This window comes from Nesterenkonia populi (assembly GCF_007994735.1).
In the GTDB taxonomy this organism is placed as follows: Bacteria; Actinomycetota; Actinomycetes; order Actinomycetales; family Micrococcaceae; genus Nesterenkonia; species Nesterenkonia populi.
This window is the reverse complement of the sequence record NZ_VOIL01000001.1, coordinates 247,318-265,463: the sequence shown is the minus strand read 5'-3', so window position 1 is coordinate 265,463 and position 18,146 is coordinate 247,318. Positions and strand designations below refer to the sequence as shown.

Annotated in this window: 14 protein-coding genes and 1 tRNA gene; 12 read left to right on the top strand and 3 right to left on the bottom strand. The window is 66.7% G+C overall.

Annotated features, from left to right (window positions below; genetic code table 11):
* Nucleotides 1–2 precede the first annotated feature (2 nt).
* A complete protein-coding gene (locus FWJ47_RS01255) occupies nt 3–1,208 on the bottom strand; it encodes a pyridoxal phosphate-dependent aminotransferase (protein ID WP_147103118.1) in 1,206 nt (401 codons plus the stop codon).
* Between the two features lie 105 nt (nt 1,209–1,313).
* On the opposite strand from FWJ47_RS01255, the gene FWJ47_RS01250 reads away from it, so the two are divergent.
* The 8 genes from FWJ47_RS01250 (at nt 1,314) to rplL (ending at nt 6,055) form a co-directional block, all read left to right on the top strand.
* Nucleotides 1,314–1,799, top strand: coding sequence for a hypothetical protein (locus tag FWJ47_RS01250; protein WP_147103116.1), 486 nt, complete (start codon nt 1,314–1,316; stop codon nt 1,797–1,799).
* A 122-nt stretch (nt 1,800–1,921) separates the two neighbouring features.
* Nucleotides 1,922–1,994: transfer RNA gene (locus tag FWJ47_RS01245), tRNA-Trp, on the top strand.
* Nucleotides 1,995–2,105: 111 nt separating this feature from the next.
* Nucleotides 2,106–2,354 carry a preprotein translocase subunit SecE gene (secE, locus tag FWJ47_RS01240; RefSeq protein WP_211358943.1) on the top strand — a complete coding sequence of 83 codons (249 nt, stop codon included), beginning with the start codon at nt 2,106–2,108 and terminating at the stop codon, nt 2,352–2,354.
* A gap of 37 nt (nt 2,355–2,391) precedes the next feature.
* A complete protein-coding gene (locus tag FWJ47_RS01235; RefSeq protein WP_147103114.1) occupies nt 2,392–3,144 on the top strand; it encodes a transcription termination/antitermination protein NusG in 753 nt (250 codons plus the stop codon).
* 202 nt (nt 3,145–3,346) lie between these two features.
* Nucleotides 3,347–3,778 (top strand): 50S ribosomal protein L11, encoded by a 432-nt coding sequence (gene rplK / locus FWJ47_RS01230; RefSeq protein ID WP_147103112.1) that lies wholly within the window; start codon nt 3,347–3,349, stop codon nt 3,776–3,778.
* 173 nt (nt 3,779–3,951) lie between these two features.
* Nucleotides 3,952–4,656, top strand: coding sequence for a 50S ribosomal protein L1 (gene rplA, locus FWJ47_RS01225; protein ID WP_147103110.1), 705 nt, complete (start codon nt 3,952–3,954; stop codon nt 4,654–4,656).
* Nucleotides 4,657–5,080: 424 nt separating this feature from the next.
* Entirely contained in the window at nt 5,081–5,602 is a 522-nt protein-coding gene (gene rplJ / locus FWJ47_RS01220) for a 50S ribosomal protein L10 (protein ID WP_147103108.1), read from the top strand.
* 66 nt (nt 5,603–5,668) lie between these two features.
* The gene (gene rplL / locus FWJ47_RS01215) at nt 5,669–6,055 is read left to right on the top strand and encodes a 50S ribosomal protein L7/L12 (protein WP_147103106.1); all 387 of its coding nucleotides are present in this window, start codon (nt 5,669–5,671) and stop codon (nt 6,053–6,055) included.
* 88 nt (nt 6,056–6,143) lie between these two features.
* On the opposite strand, the gene FWJ47_RS01210 is transcribed toward rplL, so the two are convergent.
* A complete protein-coding gene (locus tag FWJ47_RS01210) occupies nt 6,144–6,554 on the bottom strand; it encodes a hypothetical protein (RefSeq protein WP_147103104.1) in 411 nt (136 codons plus the stop codon).
* A gap of 2 nt (nt 6,555–6,556) precedes the next feature.
* On the bottom strand, nt 6,557–7,909 hold the full coding sequence (locus tag FWJ47_RS01205; protein WP_170228423.1) for a PspC domain-containing protein: 1,353 nt from the start codon (nt 7,907–7,909) through the stop codon (nt 6,557–6,559).
* A gap of 137 nt (nt 7,910–8,046) precedes the next feature.
* Between FWJ47_RS01205 and FWJ47_RS01200 the strand changes: the two genes are divergently transcribed.
* From FWJ47_RS01200 to rpoC, 4 genes are all read left to right on the top strand, one after another.
* A complete protein-coding gene (locus FWJ47_RS01200; protein WP_170228422.1) occupies nt 8,047–9,405 on the top strand; it encodes an ATP-binding protein in 1,359 nt (452 codons plus the stop codon).
* Nucleotides 9,402–10,052, top strand: coding sequence for a response regulator (locus FWJ47_RS01195; RefSeq protein WP_147103099.1), 651 nt, complete (start codon nt 9,402–9,404; stop codon nt 10,050–10,052). Before FWJ47_RS01200 ends, FWJ47_RS01195 begins: the two co-directional genes overlap by 4 nt.
* A 284-nt stretch (nt 10,053–10,336) precedes the next feature.
* On the top strand, nt 10,337–13,861 hold the full coding sequence (gene rpoB / locus FWJ47_RS01190) for a DNA-directed RNA polymerase subunit beta (protein WP_147103097.1): 3,525 nt from the start codon (nt 10,337–10,339) through the stop codon (nt 13,859–13,861).
* A gap of 62 nt (nt 13,862–13,923) precedes the next feature.
* Complete coding sequence (gene rpoC / locus FWJ47_RS01185) at nt 13,924–17,901, top strand: DNA-directed RNA polymerase subunit beta' (RefSeq protein WP_147103095.1); 3,978 nt, start codon at nt 13,924–13,926, stop codon at nt 17,899–17,901.
* The last annotated feature ends 245 nt before the right edge of the window (nt 17,902–18,146 follow it).

Genomic DNA, 18,146 nt, shown 5'->3' with positions numbered 1-18,146 from the left:
TTTCAGGCCTTCCCAATCAGGTCTCGGATGCGGTCGATGCCAGTCTTCAGGTCTTCGTCGCCGAGTGCGTAGGAGAGCCGGAAGAACCCTCCCGGGCCGAATGCCTCACCGGGCACCACGGCTACCTTGGCCTGCTCGAGGATCACTTCGGCCAGCTGGGCGGAGGTCTGCGGCACCACCCCGCCGATCTCCTGGCCGAGCGCTGCGCGCACGTCCACGTAGGCGTAGAACGCGCCGGCGGGGGTGGGGCAGTCGAACCCTGCGATGGAGTTCAGCCCATCGACCATGGCGCGCCGGCGCCGGTCGAAGGCCGTGCGCATCTCGTGGACGGCGTCCAGCGGCCCGGTGACCGCGGCCAGGGCAGCCATCTGGGAGACATTGGCCACGTTGGAGGTCGAGTGGGACTGCAGGTTGGTCGCACCCTTGATGATGTCGGCGGGGCCCACCATCCAGCCCACGCGCCAGCCGGTCATTGCGTACGTCTTGGCCACGCCGTTGACGATGACGACCTGATCGGCGAGCTCCGGCAGTGAGGCGATGGAGGTGAAGGGGACTCCGTCGTATGTCAGGTGCTCGTAGATCTCATCGGTGATGACCCACAGCCCCTTCTCGGCGGCCCAGCGCCCGATGGCGAGAGTCTCCTCCTCGGAGTAGACGGCGCCGGTGGGATTCGACGGCGAGACGAACAGGATGGCTTTGGTGCTGGGGGTCAGCGCGGCCTCCAGCTGGTCCACCGTGACCTTGAACCCCTGCTCTGGGCCGGCGAACACGTCCACGGCGTTTCCGCCGGCCAGCCGGATGGCCTCCGGGTAGGTGGTCCAGTAGGGAGCGGGGACGAGAACATCCTCGCCTGGGCCGATGAGCGCGGCGAGCGCGGCGTAGACGGCCTGCTTGCCGCCGTTGGTGATGAGCACCTGGGAGGCGTCGGCGCTGTACCCGGAGCCGCGGGCGGTCTTCTCCGCCACGGCCTCGCGGAGCTCGGGGAGTCCCGCCGCGGGGGTGTAGCGGTGGAAGCGGGGGTCCTTCGCGGCGGCGACGGCGGCCTCGACGATGTAGTCCGGGGTGGGGAAGTCGGGCTCTCCGGCGCCGTAGCCGATCACGTCCTCGCCGGCGGCCTTCATGGCCTTCGCCTTGGAGTCCACCGCCATGGTGGCGGAAGGGGCGATGGCGCTGATGCGGTCTGACAGGCGTGAGGCTGGAGAAGGCATATGGACAGCCTAACGCGACCCGTCCCAGCCGTCACCGGTGCTCCGGGGTCAGACGGCAGGTCCGGGATTGGATTCCCTGACCATTTAGGGTGCACAATAGTAAACATGACAGTGGCGTATTTGGAGCAGGGTTCCCCATCCGGGCACTGCGTCTCCGGCATCGAGCGGACGCCTGTGCCGCCCCTGCCTCCCAAGTGGAGGACCAGCCGATGGCCGCTCATCGAGGAGGATGACGAGCAGGGCTTCGTCACGGTCACCTTCCTGCGCCTGGCCCCCTCCGCCCACACTGTTCTGCTCATCCTTGACGGCCTCACCGAGGTTGAGGATGCCCAGCGCTCTGAGATGGAGTTCCTCGGCGATGGAATCTTCGCCATCGCCTGGCGGATGCCTCGCGGCGCCCAGCTCGGCTACAGCTTCTATGACTGCTCCGGCGCCTGCGTCCCATGGCGCGACCAGGCCGACTGCCCCCTCGGCCGCCTGGTCGACCGGTCTCAGGCCGACCAGCGCAACCCCGAGCGCTGCAGGGTGGACGGCCGCGAGCTCTCTCTGCTGAGCATTCCGGCGGAGAGGCCCCGCCGGCTCGCGGCCTGAGCGGCGCCGGTTCCGGGCAGTTGGCTTCCTGCGCCTCCCGTGCGTAAAATGGAGCACTGGTGTCTCAGGCACCTGGACTCAGTGTGCCTTTCAGGAGGCTGCTGGTTCGGGCTGGGAGCCCTAGGGCAGTGGCGCAATTGGTAGCGCAACGGTCTCCAAAACCGTAGGTTGCAGGTTCGAGTCCTGTCTGCCCTGCACAGCGTTGGAAGGTCGGCCTGCTGCGGCGGCGCGGGCCTCCGGCCTGAAGATCACCCAGTGATCTGTTTGAAGAACTGACCACGGCAACGCACAGAAGATGGAGCCTGCGTGTCCCACACCCCGGTGACTGACGTCGACGGCGCATCCGGCGACGGCGGGTCCAAGAACCCCTTTGTGCGGACATGGCGCTTCCTCAAGCAGGTCATCGATGAGCTGCGGAAGGTCATCGTTCCGACTCGCTCGGAACTGCTGAACTACACGCTGGTGGTCCTGGTCTTCGTGCTGATCGTGATTGGGATCGTCTCCGGGCTGGACTGGGTCTTCAGCCGCGGAGCGGACTTCATCTTCGGCGCCTGAGGCGACGTCGTCGTACGCATACATACCAAGGAGAATCGTGTCTGATCAGGAGCTTGAGCAGGAGGAGGCAGCCGAGGCTGTCCCGGCCGACCAGGAGCAGCCTGCCGCTGCCGAGGAGGAGGAGGAGGTCGTCCCTGCTGAGGAGGAGAAGACCTACGAGGAGCGCGCTGATGAGCTCAAGGCTCAGCTGCGCCGCGGCCTCGGCGACTGGTACGTGGTGCACACCTACGCCGGCTACGAGAAGCGTGTGAAGTCCAACCTGGAGACTCGCATCCAGACCCAGGACATGGAGGACTACATCTTCGAGATCGATGTCCCCATGGAAGAGGTCGTCGAGATCAAGAACACTCAGCGCAAGATCGTCAACCGGGTCCGCATTCCCGGCTACGTCGTGGTCCGCATGGAGCTCAGCGACGAGTCCTGGGGCGTCGTCCGCCACACCCCAGGGGTGACCGGCTTCGTCGGCAACGCACATGACCCGCAGCCGCTGTCCACCGACGAGGTCTTCGAGATGCTCAAGGAGCACCGCCTCGGCAAGCCCGGTGAGCAGAAGAAGGTCGAGGTCGGCGACGGCGAGGACGGCTCCGCCGGTGCAGCGTCCTCGAGCGACGTCAAGGTCGACTTCGAGGTCGGCGAGTCCGTGACCGTCACCGACGGTCCGTTCGCCACCCTGCCGGCCACGATCAACGAGATCCACGCCGACTCCCGCCAGCTGGTGGTGCTGGTCTCGATCTTCGAGCGCGAGACCCCTGTCACCCTGAACTTCAACCAGGTCGAGAAGATCTACTAGCTGAGCCTCCGCAGCCGAGGGACAGCCCTACGCGCTGCTGAAGCTCATGAGCGGCGCCTCGGCGTCGCCGCACAACTTAAGCTTCGTCGTCGTGCTCCGTGCTTTGGGAGCGCGACGACGTCATGAGCGGCCCGGCCAGGTCCGCTCGCCCCAGCGCTCACGCTCCTGTGACCGTTGGACGCACGAACAGTAAGGACAGATTATGGCCCCGAAGAAGAAGGTCGCCGGTCTGATCAAGCTGCAGATCGAGGCAGGCGCCGCCAACCCGGCACCGCCCATCGGTCCCGCGCTCGGTCAGCACGGCGTCAACATCATGGAGTTCTGCAAGGCTTACAACGCCGCGACTGAGGCTCAGCGCGGCAACGTGATCCCTGTGGAGATCACGGTCTACGAGGACCGCTCCTTCACCTTCATCACCAAGACCCCGCCGGCCGCTGAGCTGATCAAGAAGGCAGCGGGCGTGAAGAAGGGCTCCAGCGTTCCCCACACTGACAAGGTCGGCAAGCTGACCCAGGCTCAGGTTGAGGAGATCGCCCAGACCAAGATGGAGGACCTCAACGCCAACGACATCGAGGCTGCCTCCAAGATCGTTGCGGGAACTGCCCGATCCATGGGCATCACCGTCGACAGCTGATTGAGCCGCGTGAGGACGCGAGCTCGCTCATAGTCCTTCGAGGCGATCGAGAGCGGTGAGCGCCGACGGCGCGAACGGCTGACAGAACAAATTTGAGAGCCCGGCACCGTCCGGGTCCGTGGGATAGGGCCGAGCGCGGTCCGCGTACCACAACTGCTAAGGAGAGAACGCAGATGGCACAGCGCAGCAAAGCATATCGGGCGGCCGCCGAGAAGATCGACGAGAACGCCCTGTACTCCCCGGCCGAGGCAGTCGCCCTGGCCAAGGACAGCAACCCGTCGAAGACCGACGCGACCGTTGAGGTCGCCATGCGGCTTTCGGTGGACCCCCGCAAGGCAGACCAGATGGTTCGCGGCACCGTGAACCTCCCGCATGGCACCGGCAAGACCGCCCGCGTGGTCGTCTTCACCCAGGGTGACAATGTGGCAAAGGCCGAGGAGGCCGGTGCGGACTTCGTGGGCGGCGACGAGCTCATCGCCAAGGTCGCAGACGGCTGGACCGACTTCGACGCGGCCGTGGCCTCGCCGGACATGATGGGCAAGGTCGGCCGTCTCGGCAAGGTCCTGGGTCCTCGCAACCTGATGCCGAACCCGAAGACCGGCACCGTCACCCCAGATGTGGCTAAGGCAGTCGGCGAGATCAAGGGCGGAAAGATCGACTTCCGCGTCGACAAGCACTCCAACCTGCACTTCATCGTCGGCAAGACCAGCTTCGACACCCAGGCTCTTGCGGAGAACTACGCCGCAGCCCTGGAGGAGATCCTTCGCCTGAAGCCTTCGGCATCCAAGGGCCGCTACATCCAGCGTGCCACCGTGGCCACCACGTTCGGCCCCGGTATTCCGGTGGACCCGAACGTCACCAAGGTGGTCGCTGAGTAAGTCCGCGCACCCCTCAAAGAGGCCCGCTCTCCATCGAGGGCGGGCCTCTTTGCATCCCGGCCTGCGGCGAACGTCTCAGGGGGACCCGGCCTGTATGCGGGCAGGCGCGCAGCGCACTTGGCGGACCCGCCGCGTTTCCCGTATAGTTGAGCACTGACCAAAGACCGCCGGTCGTTCATGTCGTGAAGATCCAGTTGGCTCTGGAGATTCGGTCACCGGGAATCACTTCTCGGAGTACGGCAGAACTGTAAAGACCCACACGGGCGACCTGCGCAGGACACTGAGCCGAACCGGCAGCACAGCTGAGACGATTATGTCGCGCTGTCTGACTCTGGTGAGCCCCGTGCGTCTGCGCAGCGGGGCTTTTTTGATGCCCCGATTCTCCCGGACCCGTCTGGCCGGCCCTGCAATCGGAAGGAGTGCCATGGCGAATCCTGAGAAGGCCGCCGCGGTTGAGGAGCTGAAGAACCTGTTCAGCGGCTCCGACGCGGCCGTGCTCACGGAATACCGCGGCCTCAGCGTGGAGAAGCTGCAGAAGCTGCGCAACTCTGTGCGTGAGAACGCGAACTACGCCGTGGTGAAGAACACGCTCACCGAGATCGCGGCCGAGGAGCTCGGCATCGATGCCTTTGAGGGCAAGATGCAGGGTCCCTCCGCGATCGCCTTCGTCCACGGCGACCCCGTCGACGTGGCCAAGGCACTGCGTGACTTTGCCAAGGAGAACCCCGAGCTCATCGTCAAGGGCGGCTACATGGATGGCGCAGCCCTCGACGAGAGCGAGATCAAGAAGCTCGCGGATCTTGAGTCCCGTGAGGTTCTGCTCGGCAAGCTGGCTGGCGCCTTCATCGGTGCCCAGTCCAAGGCTGCCGCCGTCCTCCAGGCGCCGCTGTCCAAGACCGTCCGCACGGTCGAGGCGCTGCGCGCCAAGGAAGAAGAGGCTGCCTGACGCTTGTCAGTGCGCCGCATAAGCATCAAGATCCGCAACAAGCAACAGAACTAAGGAGCCGTCACAATGGCCAAGATGAGCAATGAGGAGCTGCTGGAGCAGTTCAAGGAGATGTCCCTGATCGAGCTCTCCGAGTTCGTGAAGCTCTTCGAGGAGACCTTCGACGTGACCGCCGCAGCCCCGGCTGCCGTGGCTGCAGCCCCCGCCGCCGGCGGCGAGGGCGCTGAGGAGGCCGAGGAGCAGACCGAGTTCGACGTCGTCCTGGAGGACGCCGGCGACAAGAAGATCGGTGTCATCAAGGAGGTGCGCGGTCTGACCTCCCTCGGTCTGAAGGAGGCCAAGGACCTCGTCGACGGTGCCCCGAAGCCGGTCCTGGAGGGTGTCGACAAGGAGGCCGCCGAGAAGGCCAAGGAGACCCTGGAGGGCGCAGGCGCCAAGGTCACCCTCAAGTGATCCCCGCCGCGTAAGCGGCACATCACGTCAGAAGAAGCCCCCCGGAGGAGCAGTCCTCCGGGGGGCTTCTCGTATCTGCAGGCAGGGCCTAAAGGCGCGTTCCGGGCTTGGGCCGCAGGCCGGCCAGCACCAGGGACAGGCCTGCCGCCGTGCAGACCACCAGACCCACCACGATCGGATCGATCATCAGCCCGAGCGTCACCGTCGCCAGGACCCACAGGGCCAGCAGCAGACACACCGCCCCAAAGATCACAGAGCCCAGACGAACACCCTTTCGCTCCCCGGCAGAGGAGCGGACCGTCGTCGAGCCCGCAGAGGCCTGGTGCATCTCCTGACGCTGCCACCAGCGCGGCTTCCGCTCCGGCTCCTTCCATGTGAAGTCCTCCTCCGACTGGGCCCGCAGAGACTCAGCCAGCAGAGCATCCACATCCTCCGGCGGGGGAACATCGGGCCGTCCCGAAGGCGGCATTGGGCGCGTCCTGTCATCCTGGCTGCTCATGGTCAGCCCTCCTCCTCGTACGTAGCGGCGTCGTAGACGGTGACGCTGCCGAATGCCTGATTCACGCTGATCTCGATCTGCCCAGCGACATGGCCCGCCTCATCGGCCGGGCCGAAGCTGCGCTCCTCCGTGCCGATGCCGACCCGCTCCTCGCTGAACGTCTCCGTGCGGAACTCCAGCTTGGAGAACGCGTGCGAGGCAGTCACCGTCACCTCGGCGTCGTCGGGCACCACGACATCAACGCTGCCGAAGCCGCCGTTGACCTCCGCATGGTGGGCATAGCCCTCATCCGTCCCCGCGTAGGACGATGGGTCCGTGAGGTCGACCGTGGTGTTGGCGAAGGCAGTGTTCACCTCCTCGGACGAGGTCGCGTAGTTGCCGAACACATGAGTGGCGCCCCCGCCGGAGTGGCCGAAGGCGAGTGCCAGCATCACCGCGGTCAGCGACGCGAGCAGCCCGGTCCGTCCCCGCCGTCCGCGCAGCCCGGAGCCGATGTGCATCAGCGCCAGCAGCGCCACCAGTCCCGCAAGCACGGTGAGCACCGCCCCAGTAGCGGTGAAGCCCAGTGCGGAGCCGAGAAGCATCGCGATGCCGAAGGCCGGGGCAGCAAGCAGGAGCAGGCCGAAGGTCACCATCCGGCGACGGCGCCTCTCCTCCCGCTCAGCCGGGTCCGGGTCCGCTGCGGCCCCGCGCTGGGCGCGGGCGTGCCGGGCGGGAGCAGGGGCGGTTCCCGTCTCCGGGGAATAGGTGTAGGTGTGCTCGCCGTGCGCGTCGGCCGCTGTGGGAGATGCTGCCGGGACCCGTTCGGCGCCCTCCTTGGGGTACCAGGCGGGTCTGCCGTCGTCGCGCGCGGGCTGAGCCTCCTCCCGACCTCCGCCGGAGCGCCCGTCCCCTGAGGGCCGCTCCTCTCGGCTCCCCCGGGAGAAGTTCCGCATCAGCAGGTAGACCACCCAGCCGACGACGCCGAGGACCACCACGTTCACCACGAACTGGAACGGGCCGGCAGTGGCGGGGGTGAACACGTTCAGCGCCCCGAACCCGGCCAGCAGGCCGCCGCCGATCGCCCCGGAGCTGAAGTCTCCGCGGAGGGCGCGCTGAAGGTGGATGCGCCCCTCCTGGTCCGGAAGGAACAGCCACGCCAGCCCGTACAGCAGGGCGGTCGGCGCAGCCACGAGGATGAACGCCAGGACGCCCAGCCCCCGGACCAACGTCGAATCCCAGCCCAGCTTCTCGCCCAGGGCGGCGAAGACACCTCCCGCCCAGCCGTTTGAGGGGCGGCGTGCGCCGGTGGAGCGCACCCAGTCGAAGATCTGATGCCCGGCCTCACGGCGGCCGTCGTGCTGCTTGTCGTCCATGCTCCAATCCTCTGCTCGGCCGGGCATCCGTCGCTATGAGGGGGCACCCTGACAAATACCCTGATCCTTCCCTCAGGCTCCCGGAATTCCGGTGCGCAGGGCGTGTCAGGCGCGCGGCCCCGTGGCAGGATGAACGTATGACCGCCACGCCCAGTCCGTCCCCGCGCCCGGCCGGCCGGCCGCCGCTGCGGCGCGCCCTGGGCACACCGCTGGCGGGCGTCGCGCTCGGCACCGCCCGCCACCTGGGGGTCTCAGCCCCCGCGGCGCGCGTCGGCTTCATCCTGCTGGCCGCTCTGGGGGGAGCGGGGATCCTGCTGTACCTGTGGCTGTGGATCTTTGTGCCCGCCGAGCATGAGCCCGCTCCGACCGCTGGCGCCCGCGGCCTGTCCGGGCCCGCGGCTCAGCCCGCCTCTGAGAGCGCGCCGCAGAGCACGCGGGACGACGCCTCGCCCGCTGCCAGAGTTCGAGGTGCCCTCGACTCGCTCACCAGCTCCCCGGAGGTCCTCGCCGGAGGGGTGCTGCTGGCTGCCGCCGCTCTGCTGGCCGGGCAGATGCTCGGCCTGGGCGTGGACTGGCGGATCGTCCTGCCGCCGGCGGTGCTGCTCCTCGGGGTGCTGCTGGCCTGGCACCAGCTGGACCGCACGGGCCCCCACGCGTCCTCGGGGGACGGGCGGGCTGCCCTGCTGTGGCAGATCGGCGGCGGGGCCGCCATGGTGCTCATCGCGGTGCTGGTGATCGCATCCGGTCTGGTGCCCGCCGGGGAGCTCATCATGGGGATCACAGTGGCGGCGATGCTGCTCGCGGGGCTGGGGCTGGTCGTCGCCCCGTGGCTGATCCGCCTGCACCGCACCTCCCAGGCTGAGCGTGCACGCGCCGCCGCTGAGGCGGAACGGGCTGACATCGCAGCGCACCTGCATGACTCAGTGCTCCAGACCCTCGCGATGATCCAGAAGCAGAAGACCGACCCGGCCGCCGTCGAGCGCCTTTCTCGGGGTCAGGAGCGGCAGCTGCGTGCCTGGCTCTATCGGCAGAACGCTGAGTCCACCGGCACCTTGAAGGATCAGCTGCTCGCCGCGGCGGCCGAGCTGGAGGACGCGCACTCCGTGCCGGTGGAGGTGGTCAGCGTGGGCGAGTCCCAGTCCCCGGACCACAGTGCGCTCGTCGGAGCCGCCCGCGAGGCCATCCTCAACGCCATCAAGCACGCGGGCCCCGCCAGCGTCTACATCGAATCCTCCGCGGAGGAGGACGCGGTGTTCGTCCGGGACCGCGGCGCGGGCTTCGACGTCGAGGCGCTCGCCGAGGACCCGGAGAAGTCCGACCGTCTGGGCGTCCGCGAGTCGATCATCGGCAGGATGCGGCGGTCCGGGGGAGAGGCTCGCATCCGCTCCGGCGCGCGCGGCACCGAGGTCCAGCTGCACATGCCCGTGGAGCCGCGGGCCCCCGCTGAGCCTCCCCGTGCTGCCCCCGCTCCTGTTCAGAAGGGACCCGTCGGATGACGCGCCGCGTGGTGATCGTGGATGATCACGGGATCTTCCGCGCTGGGCTGAGGTCCGAGCTGGGCGACGCCGTGGAGGTGATCGGGGAGGCGCACGATGTGGAGTCCGCCGTCGAGGCGGTCACGGAGCAGAAGCCCGAGGTGGTGCTGCTGGACGTGCATCTGCCGGGCGGCACCGGCGGCGGGGGAGCGGAGGTGGTGCGGGCCTGCCGCTCGCTGCAGGAGCAGACCCGCTTCCTGGCGATCAGCGTCTCGGACGAGGCCAGCGACGTCGTCTCGGTGATCCGCGCCGGCGCCCGCGGCTACGTCACCAAGACCATCAGCACCGCGGATCTCGTCGACGCCGTCGAGCAGGTGGCCCAGGGCGACGCTGTGTTCTCTCCGAGGCTGGCGGGATTCGTCCTGGACGCCTTCGGCACCACGGGTGCGGCTGAGGACGTCCGCGACGAGGAGCTGGACCGGCTCTCCGCCCGGGAGGTTGAGGTGATGCGGCTGATCGCTCGCGGGTACACCTACCGGGAGCTGGCGGGGGAGCTGTTCATCTCCATCAAGACCGTGGAGACGCATGTCTCGAGGGTGCTGCGGAAGCTGCAGCTGAGCTCCAGGCATGAGCTCACCCGATGGGCTGAGCAGCGGAGAATCGTCTGAGCAGGCGACACGAACACGCCCCGGCGGCGCAATGCTCTCGCCGGGTGCGCCGTCGTCCTGCTACTGTGTGTGCCAGCTCGTGAATTTGGCCGGGCTTCTCTCTGCGCGCACTTGCACGCGCGCCCTTATGGATGTATTCTCAAAGTTCGCGTCGTCTCCATTTGTCATGCCTTCATATAGCGGTGGGCAGCTTAGGACGGTGCCGCCTGGAACGGGCGGCGCGGACCTAAAGACCATTGGACGCTGACATTCGGAAGCTACGAAGGTCTTCGGAAGGATCCCTCTTGGTCGCCTCGAGCACCTCAATCAATACCGCTGCATCGGCCCGTACCGCTGAATACGCCGGCCGCATCTCATTCGCAAAGATCCACGAGCCCCTGGACGTTCCGGAGCTGCTGGCTCTGCAGATCGAGTCCTTCGACCGCCTCGTCGGCAACGAGGCCTGGGCCGCTCGTGTGGAGGAGGCCCGCGAGAAGGGCATCAAGGGCGTCTCCGACACCTCCGGGCTCGCCGACATCTTCGAGGAGATGTCCCCCATCGAGGACTTCCAGGAGACGATGTCGCTCTCCTTCTCCGACCCGGAGTTCGCCGACCCCAAGATGACGGTGGAGGAGTGCAAGGACCACGACACCACCTACTCGGCCCCGCTGTACGTCAAGGCCGAGTTCATGAACCACAACACCGGTGAGATCAAGCAGCAGACGGTCTTCATGGGCGACTTCCCCCTGATGACCGACCGCGGCACCTTCATCATCAACGGCACCGAGCGCGTGGTCGTCTCCCAGCTGGTCCGCTCCCCGGGCGCCTACTTCGAGAAGTCCCCGGACAAGACCAGCGACAAGGACATCTACACCGCCAAGGTGATTCCTTCCCGCGGCGCATGGTTCGAGCTGGAGATCGACAAGCGCGACCAGGTCGGCGTTCGCCTCGACCGCAAGCGCAAGCAGCCGGTCACCGCTCTGCTGAAGGCCTTGGGCTGGACGGAGTCCCGCATCCTCGAGGAGTTCGGCGACTACGACTCCATCCGCGCAACCCTGGAGAAGGACGCCTTCGCGGACCAGGACGAGGCCCTGCTCGACATCTACCGCAAGCTGCGTCCGGGCGAGCCGCCGACAGTCGAGGCCGGCCGCTCCCTGCTGGAGTCCCTGTACTTCACCCGAAAGCGCTACGACCTCGCCAAGGTCGGCCGCTACAAGCTGAACCGCAAGCTGGGCGTGGACAAGGAATTCTCCGCCGCGGACGCCTCCGTCCTCACCGAAGAGGACATCACCGCGATGATCCACTACCTGTGCGCCCTGCACGCGGGCCGGGAGTCCATCAAGGGCGTGCGCGACGGCGACCAGATCGACCTTCCCGTGGCCGTGGATGACATTGACCACTTCGGCAACCGGCGCATCCGCGCTGTCGGCGAGCTCATCGAGAACCAGGTCCGCACCGGCCTGTCCCGGATGGAGCGCGTGGTCCGCGAGCGGATGACCACTCAGGACGTGGAGGCCATCACTCCGCAGACCCTGATCAACATCCGTCCGGTGGTGGCCAGCATCAAGGAGTTCTTCGGAACCTCCCAGCTGTCCCAGTTCATGGACCAGAACAACCCGCTGGCCGGCCTGACCCACAAGCGTCGCCTGTCTGCGCTGGGCCCCGGCGGCCTCTCCCGCGACCGTGCGGGCATGGAGGTCCGTGACGTTCACCCCTCGCACTACGGCCGCATGTGCCCCATTGAGACCCCTGAGGGCCCGAACATCGGTCTGATCGGCTCACTGGCGACCTATGGCCGGATCAACAACTTCGGCTTCATCGAGACCCCGTACCGCAAGGTGGTCGACGGCAAGGTCACCGACCAGGTCGAGTACCTGACCGCCGATGATGAGCTGCTGGCCCAGATCGCACAGGCCAATGCTCCGCTGCAGGAGGACGGGACCTTCTCCGAGGAGAAGGTCCTCTGCCGAGGCCGCGCCGACGCCGCGGCCGGCGAGCAGGGCGAGCCGATTCTCGTGGAGCCCTCCGACATCGACTACATGGATGTCTCTCCGCGCCAGATGGTCTCCGTGGCCACCGCGCTGATCCCCTTCCTGGAGCACGACGACGCCAACCGTGCGCTCATGGGCGCGAACATGCAGCGTCAGGCTGTGCCGCTGCTGGAGGCCGAGTCCCCCTACGTCGGCACCGGCATGGAGAAGTACGCCGCGGTCGACGCGGGCGACTCCGTCACCGCCCAGAAGTCCGGTGTGGTCACCAAGGTGGCAGCGGACCTGGTCACCGTCCTCAACGACGACGGCACCCAGACCCACTACCCGATCATGAAGTTCCAGCGCTCCAACCAGGGCAACGCCTACAACCAGCGGGTGCGGGTCTCCGAGGGCGACCGCGTCGAGCGCAGCTCGATCATCGCCGACGGCCCCTCCACCGAGTTCGGCGAGCTGGCCCTCGGCAAGAACCTGCTGGTCGCCTTCATGTCCTGGGAGGGCCACAACTTCGAGGACGCCATCATCCTGTCCCAGCGCCTGGTGCAGGACGACGTGCTCACCTCCATCCACATCGAGGAGCACGAGGTCGACGCCCGTGACACCAAGCTCGGTGCTGAGGAGATCACCCGGGACATCCCCAACGTCTCCGAGGAGATGCTCGCTCAGCTCGACGAGCGCGGCATCATCCACGTGGGTGCCGAGGTCGAGTCGGGCGACATCCTCGTCGGCCGCGTCACCCCCAAGGGTGAGACCGAGCTGACGCCCGAGGAGCGCCTGCTGCGCGCCATCTTCGGCGAGAAGTCCCGCGAGGTTCGGGACACCTCCCTGAAGGTGCCCCACGGTGAGGCCGGAACGGTCATCGGCGTGCGCATCCTGGACGCCGAGGAGGGCCACGAGCTTCCCCCGGGCGTGAACCAGGTGGTCCGCGTCTACGTGGCCCAGAAGCGCAAGATCACCGACGGCGACAAGCTCGCCGGCCGGCACGGCAACAAGGGCGTCATCTCCCGCATCCTGCCGGTGGAGGACATGCCCTTCATGCCTGACGGCACCCCTGTGGACGTCGTCCTGAACCCGATGGGCGTGCCCGGCCGTATGAACATCGGCCAGGTCATGGAGCTCCACCTCGGCTGGGCAGCCTCTCAGGGCTGGACCATCGAGGGTGCCTCCGAGTGGCTCAAGGATCTGCCGAACCTTCCGCTGGAGACCGGCCCCACCAAGGTCGCCACTCCGGTGTTCGACGGGGCCAACCCCGAGGAGCTCACCGGAATCCTCGAGTCGATCAACCCGAACCGGGACGGCGAGAAGATGGTCGCGCCTTCGGGCAAGGCCCAGCTGTTCGACGGCCGCTCCGGTGAACCGTTCCCGGAGCCGGTCTCTGTGGGCTACATGTACATCCTGAAGCTGCACCACCTGGTGGATGACAAGATCCACGCCCGCTCCACCGGCCCGTACTCCATGATCACCCAGCAGCCGCTGGGCGGTAAGGCCCAGTTCGGCGGCCAGCGCTTCGGCGAGATGGAGGTCTGGGCCCTGGAGGCCTACGGCTCCGCGTACACCCTGCAGGAGCTGCTGACCATCAAGTCCGACGACATCCACGGACGCGTGAAGGTCTACGAGGCCATCGTCAAGGGCGAGGACATCCCTGAGCCGGGCGTTCCTGAGTCCTTCAAGGTGCTCATCAAGGAGATGCAGTCCCTGTGCTTGAACGTCGAGGTGCTCAACTCCGAGGGCAAGGCCTTCGAGATGCGTGACGCAGACTCCGACGACTCCGGCTTCAGCGCCGCTGAGGAGCTCGGCATCGATCTCTCCCGCGCCGAGCCCAGCTCGGTCGAAGAGGTCTGAGCCTCTCCAGCATCGCCAGAACGTCTTACGAAGCTTTCAGACAGAAAAGAGAGATACGGACTATGTCCCCTGAATCCTCATTCGGCACAATGCGCATCGGCCTGGCCACCACTGATGAGATCCTCAACTGGTCCCACGGCGAGATCAAGAAGCCCGAGACCATCAACTACCGCACTCTGAAGCCCGAGAAGGACGGCCTCTTCTGCGAGAAGATCTTCGGCCCTTCCCGGGACTGGGAGTGCTACTGCGGCAAGTACAAGCGCGTGCGCTTCAAGGGCATCACCTGTGAGCGCTGCGGCGTGGAGGTCACCCGCTCGAAGGTGCGCCGCGAGCGGATGGGCCACATCGAGCTCGCCGCCCCGGTGACCCACATCTGGTACTTCAAGGGTGTGCCTTCCCGCCTGGGCTACCTGCTGGACCTGGCTCCGAAGGACCTGGAGAAGGTCATCTACTTCGCGGCCTACATGATCACCCACGTGGACGAGGACAAGCGTCACGACGAGCTGCCCAACCTTGAGGCAGAGGTCACCCAGGAGCTCAACCACCTGAGCACCCAGCGCGACGCAGACCTCGCAGCCATCTCCAAGGAGCTTGAGGACGGCCTGGCCGAGCTCGAGTCCGAGGGCGCAAAGGCTGCCGAGAAGAAGAAGTTCCGTGAGGGCAAAGAGAAGCAGATGGCTCAGCTGCGCAAGCGCGCAGACGCCGAGATCGACCAGATCCAGAACACCTGGGACCGCTTCAAGAGCATCAAGGTCGGCGATCTTGAGGGCGACGAGACCCTCTTCCGTGAGATGCGCGCCAAGTACGGCGAGTACTTCGAAGGCTTCATGGGCGCCGAGGCGATCCGCCGGCGCCTGGAGAACTTCGACATGGAGGCTGAGGCCGAGTCCCTGCGCGAGACCATCGCCACCGGCAAGGGCCAGCGCAAGACTCGCGCCCTGAAGCGCCTGAAGGTCCTCAACGCCTTCCTGGTCAACGGCAACGCGCCCACCGGCATGGTCCTCGAGGCAGTCCCGGTGATCCCGCCGGAGATCCGCCCCATGGTCCAGCTCGACGGCGGCCGCTTCGCGACCTCCGACCTCAATGATCTCTACCGCCGTGTGATCAACCGCAACAACCGCCTCAAGCGGCTGCTGGACCTCGGCGCACCCGAGATCATCATCAATAACGAGAAGCGCATGCTGCAGGAGTCTGTGGACTCCCTGTTCGACAACGGCCGCCGCGGCCGCCCGGTCACCGGGCCGGGCAACCGTCCGCTGAAGTCCCTGTCGGACATGCTCAAGGGCAAGCAGGGCCGCTTCCGCCAGAACCTGCTCGGCAAGCGTGTGGACTACTCCGGCCGTTCGGTCATCGTGGTCGGCCCGCAGCTGAAGCTGCACGAGTGCGGCCTGCCCAAGCAGATGGCGCTGGAGCTCTTCAAGCCCTTCGTCATGAAGCGTCTGGTGGACCTCAACCACGCCCAGAACATCAAGTCCGCCAAGCGGATGGTGGAGCGCCAGCGCTCCCAGGTGTGGGACGTGCTCGAGGAGGTCATCACCGAGCACCCGGTGCTGCTGAACCGTGCACCTACCCTGCACCGACTGGGCATCCAGGCCTTCGAGCCGCAGCTCGTGGAGGGCAAGGCCCTGCAGCTGCACCCGCTGGCCTGCACCGCCTTCAACGCTGACTTCGACGGCGACCAGATGGCAGTGCACCTGCCGCTGGGACCGGAGGCTCAGGCTGAGGCACGTGTCCTGATGCTCTCCTCCAACAACATCCTCAAGCCTTCCGACGGCCGTCCCGTGGCTCTGCCCACCCAGGACATGATCATCGGCCTGCACCACCTGACCACCGTCCGTGAGGACGAGGCAGGCGCCGGCCGCGTGTTCTCCACCGTCGGCGAGGCCTGGATGGCCTATGACCTGCGTGACCTTCACCTGAACGCCCCCGTGAGGATCTCCGTCGACGGGTTCGTCCCCTCCGACGACGTCTCGGCGCCTGAGGGGTGGACGCAGGGCAGCCCCGCCCTGATCGAGACCACCCTGGGCCAGGTCATCTTCAACGAGCTGCTTCCGGAGGACTACCCCTACCAGGGCAGGGTCGCCGACAAGAAGCAGCTGGGCCGGCTGGTCAACGACCTCTCCGAGCGGTACTCCACCGTTCAGGTTGCCCAGACCCTGGACAACCTGAAGGACGCCGGCTTCTACTGGGCCACCCGGTCCGGTGTCACCGTGGCCATCTCTGATGTCACCTCGGACTTCGACAAGGCCGCGATGATGGAGGAGTACGAGGCGCAGGTCGCCAAGGTCGAGGAGGACTTCGGCCTTGGTCTGATGGACCGTGATGAGCGCACCACCGAGCTGCAGGAGATCTGGAACAAGGCCACCGCCGAGATCCAGGACGCCATGATGGCCGGAATGGACAAGTTCAACAACATCAACCGGACCGTGACCTCCGGTGCCCGCGGCAACTGGCACCAGATCCGTCAGATCGCCGGCATCCGTGGTCTGGTGACCAACCCGAAGGGCGAGATCATCGCCCGGCCGATCAAGTCCTCCTACCGTGAGGGCCTGACCGTGCTCGAGTACTTCGTCGCCACCCACGGCGCCCGCAAGGGTCTGGCCGACACCGCGCTGAAGACCGCCAACTCGGGCTACCTGACCCGCCGGCTGGTGGACGTCTCCCAGGACGTCATCGTCCGTGACGAGGACTGCGGCACTGCTCGGGGCGTTACAGTGCCGATCGCCCAGCCTGTGGCCCACCGCCATGACGCGGGCGGCGCGCAGGACGTGCTGGTGAAGTCCGGCCGGACCTACGTCACTGACGCCGAGGGCGTGGAGTTTGAGCTGCATGACATGGTTGAGACCTCGGCCTATGCCCGGACGCTGGCTGAGACCGTCGCCGATGAGAACGGCGAGGTGCTGGCTTCGGCGGGCGCCGAGCTGGGCGACGTGCTGATCAGCAAGCTGTTCGAGGACGGCGTGAAGACCATCAAGGTCCGCTCCGTCCTGACCTGCGAAGCGCCGGTAGGCACTTGCGCGGCCTGCTACGGGCGGTCCATGGCATCCGGCTCCCGGGTCGACGTCGGCGAGGCGGTCGGCATCATCGCGGCACAGTCCATCGGTGAGCCCGGCACGCAGCTGACCATGCGTACCTTCCACTCCGGCGGTGTCGCCTCAGCGGACGACATCACCCAGGGTCTGCCTCGTATCCAGGAGCTCTTCGAGGCTCGCTCCCCGAAGGGTGTGGCTCCGATCGCGGAGTCCTCAGGCAGGGTGCGCTTCGAGGAGGACGAGAAGCAGGCTCGCCTGGTGCTCACCCCGGATGACGGTGGGGAGGAGCAGGTCTACCCGATCCTGCGCCGCGCCACCCTGCTGATCGAACTCGGCGAGAACATGGACCAGACCGTCCACGTGGAGGTCGGGACCCAGCTGACCCGCGGTTCGGTGGACCCCAAGCAGGTTCTCCGTGTGCTCGGCCCCCGTGCGGCTCAGAAGTTCCTGGTCGCCGAGGTGCAGGAGGTCTACCAGTCTCAGGGTGTGGACATCCACGACAAGCATGTCGAGGTCATCGTCCGTCAGATGCTGCGCCGCATCACCGTCATCGAGTCGGGGGAGACTGACCTGCTTCCGGGTGAGCTGGCTGACAGGTTCCGTTTCCAGGCCGCCAACAAGGCAGCCTTCCAGGCGGAGCGCAGGCCAGCATCCGGCCGTGACGAGCTGATGGGCATCACCAAGGCCTCCTTGGCCACCGATTCGTGGCTGTCGGCAGCCTCCTTCCAGGAGACCACCCGGGTTCTCACCCAGGCGGCCATGGAGGGCAAGTCTGACCCGCTGGTCGGGCTCAAGGAGAATGTCATCATCGGTAAGCTCATCCCTGCCGGGACCGGGCTGGACCGTTACGTGCAGACCGAGGTGGAGCCTACTGAGGAGGCGAAGGAGAACCTGTTCACCGGGCCTTCCATGTACGGCTCCAGCTTCGACTACGCCGGAGCTGAGGGGGACGCGGAGTTCCACGCGATCCCGCTCGAGGAGTACAACACCGACGTCGACTTCCGGTGAGCCGGTAGTCTTCGCTTCCCCGTGATGGCGGGGGCCGAATCCCAGCCGGAGCAGTCCTTGTGCGCGGCGCCGAAGGCGCACCATGAGGACCGGGCTGGGAGAAGGCCCCCGCCGTTCGCGCATCAACACACGGACCTGGTATCGTTGACCTGATTGTTTCTGTGTGGCAAAGGACTCGGTCCGGGTTGCGGGGAAGGTGCGCAACGAATGCCACATGTTTTTGTGTCTGCACCCAGACAGGAGAG

What these genes read in the sequence shown, in the direction of transcription:
- FWJ47_RS01210 (WP_147103104.1), bottom strand. Translation starts at nt 6,554, where the DNA reads ATGAGCAGCCAGGATGACAGGACGCGCCCAATGCCGCCTTCGGGACGG.
- FWJ47_RS01200 (WP_170228422.1), top strand. Translation starts at nt 8,047, where the DNA reads ATGACCGCCACGCCCAGTCCGTCCCCGCGCCCGGCCGGCCGGCCGCCG.
- FWJ47_RS01255 (WP_147103118.1), bottom strand. Translation starts at nt 1,208, where the DNA reads ATGCCTTCTCCAGCCTCACGCCTGTCAGACCGCATCAGCGCCATCGCC.
- rpoC (WP_147103095.1), top strand. Translation starts at nt 13,924, where the DNA reads ATGTCCCCTGAATCCTCATTCGGCACAATGCGCATCGGCCTGGCCACC.
- rplJ (WP_147103108.1), top strand. Translation starts at nt 5,081, where the DNA reads ATGGCGAATCCTGAGAAGGCCGCCGCGGTTGAGGAGCTGAAGAACCTG.
- FWJ47_RS01205 (WP_170228423.1), bottom strand. Translation starts at nt 7,909, where the DNA reads ATGGACGACAAGCAGCACGACGGCCGCCGTGAGGCCGGGCATCAGATC.
- rplA (WP_147103110.1), top strand. Translation starts at nt 3,952, where the DNA reads ATGGCACAGCGCAGCAAAGCATATCGGGCGGCCGCCGAGAAGATCGAC.
- rplL (WP_147103106.1), top strand. Translation starts at nt 5,669, where the DNA reads ATGGCCAAGATGAGCAATGAGGAGCTGCTGGAGCAGTTCAAGGAGATG.
- FWJ47_RS01195 (WP_147103099.1), top strand. Translation starts at nt 9,402, where the DNA reads ATGACGCGCCGCGTGGTGATCGTGGATGATCACGGGATCTTCCGCGCT.
- FWJ47_RS01250 (WP_147103116.1), top strand. Translation starts at nt 1,314, where the DNA reads ATGACAGTGGCGTATTTGGAGCAGGGTTCCCCATCCGGGCACTGCGTC.
- rplK (WP_147103112.1), top strand. Translation starts at nt 3,347, where the DNA reads ATGGCCCCGAAGAAGAAGGTCGCCGGTCTGATCAAGCTGCAGATCGAG.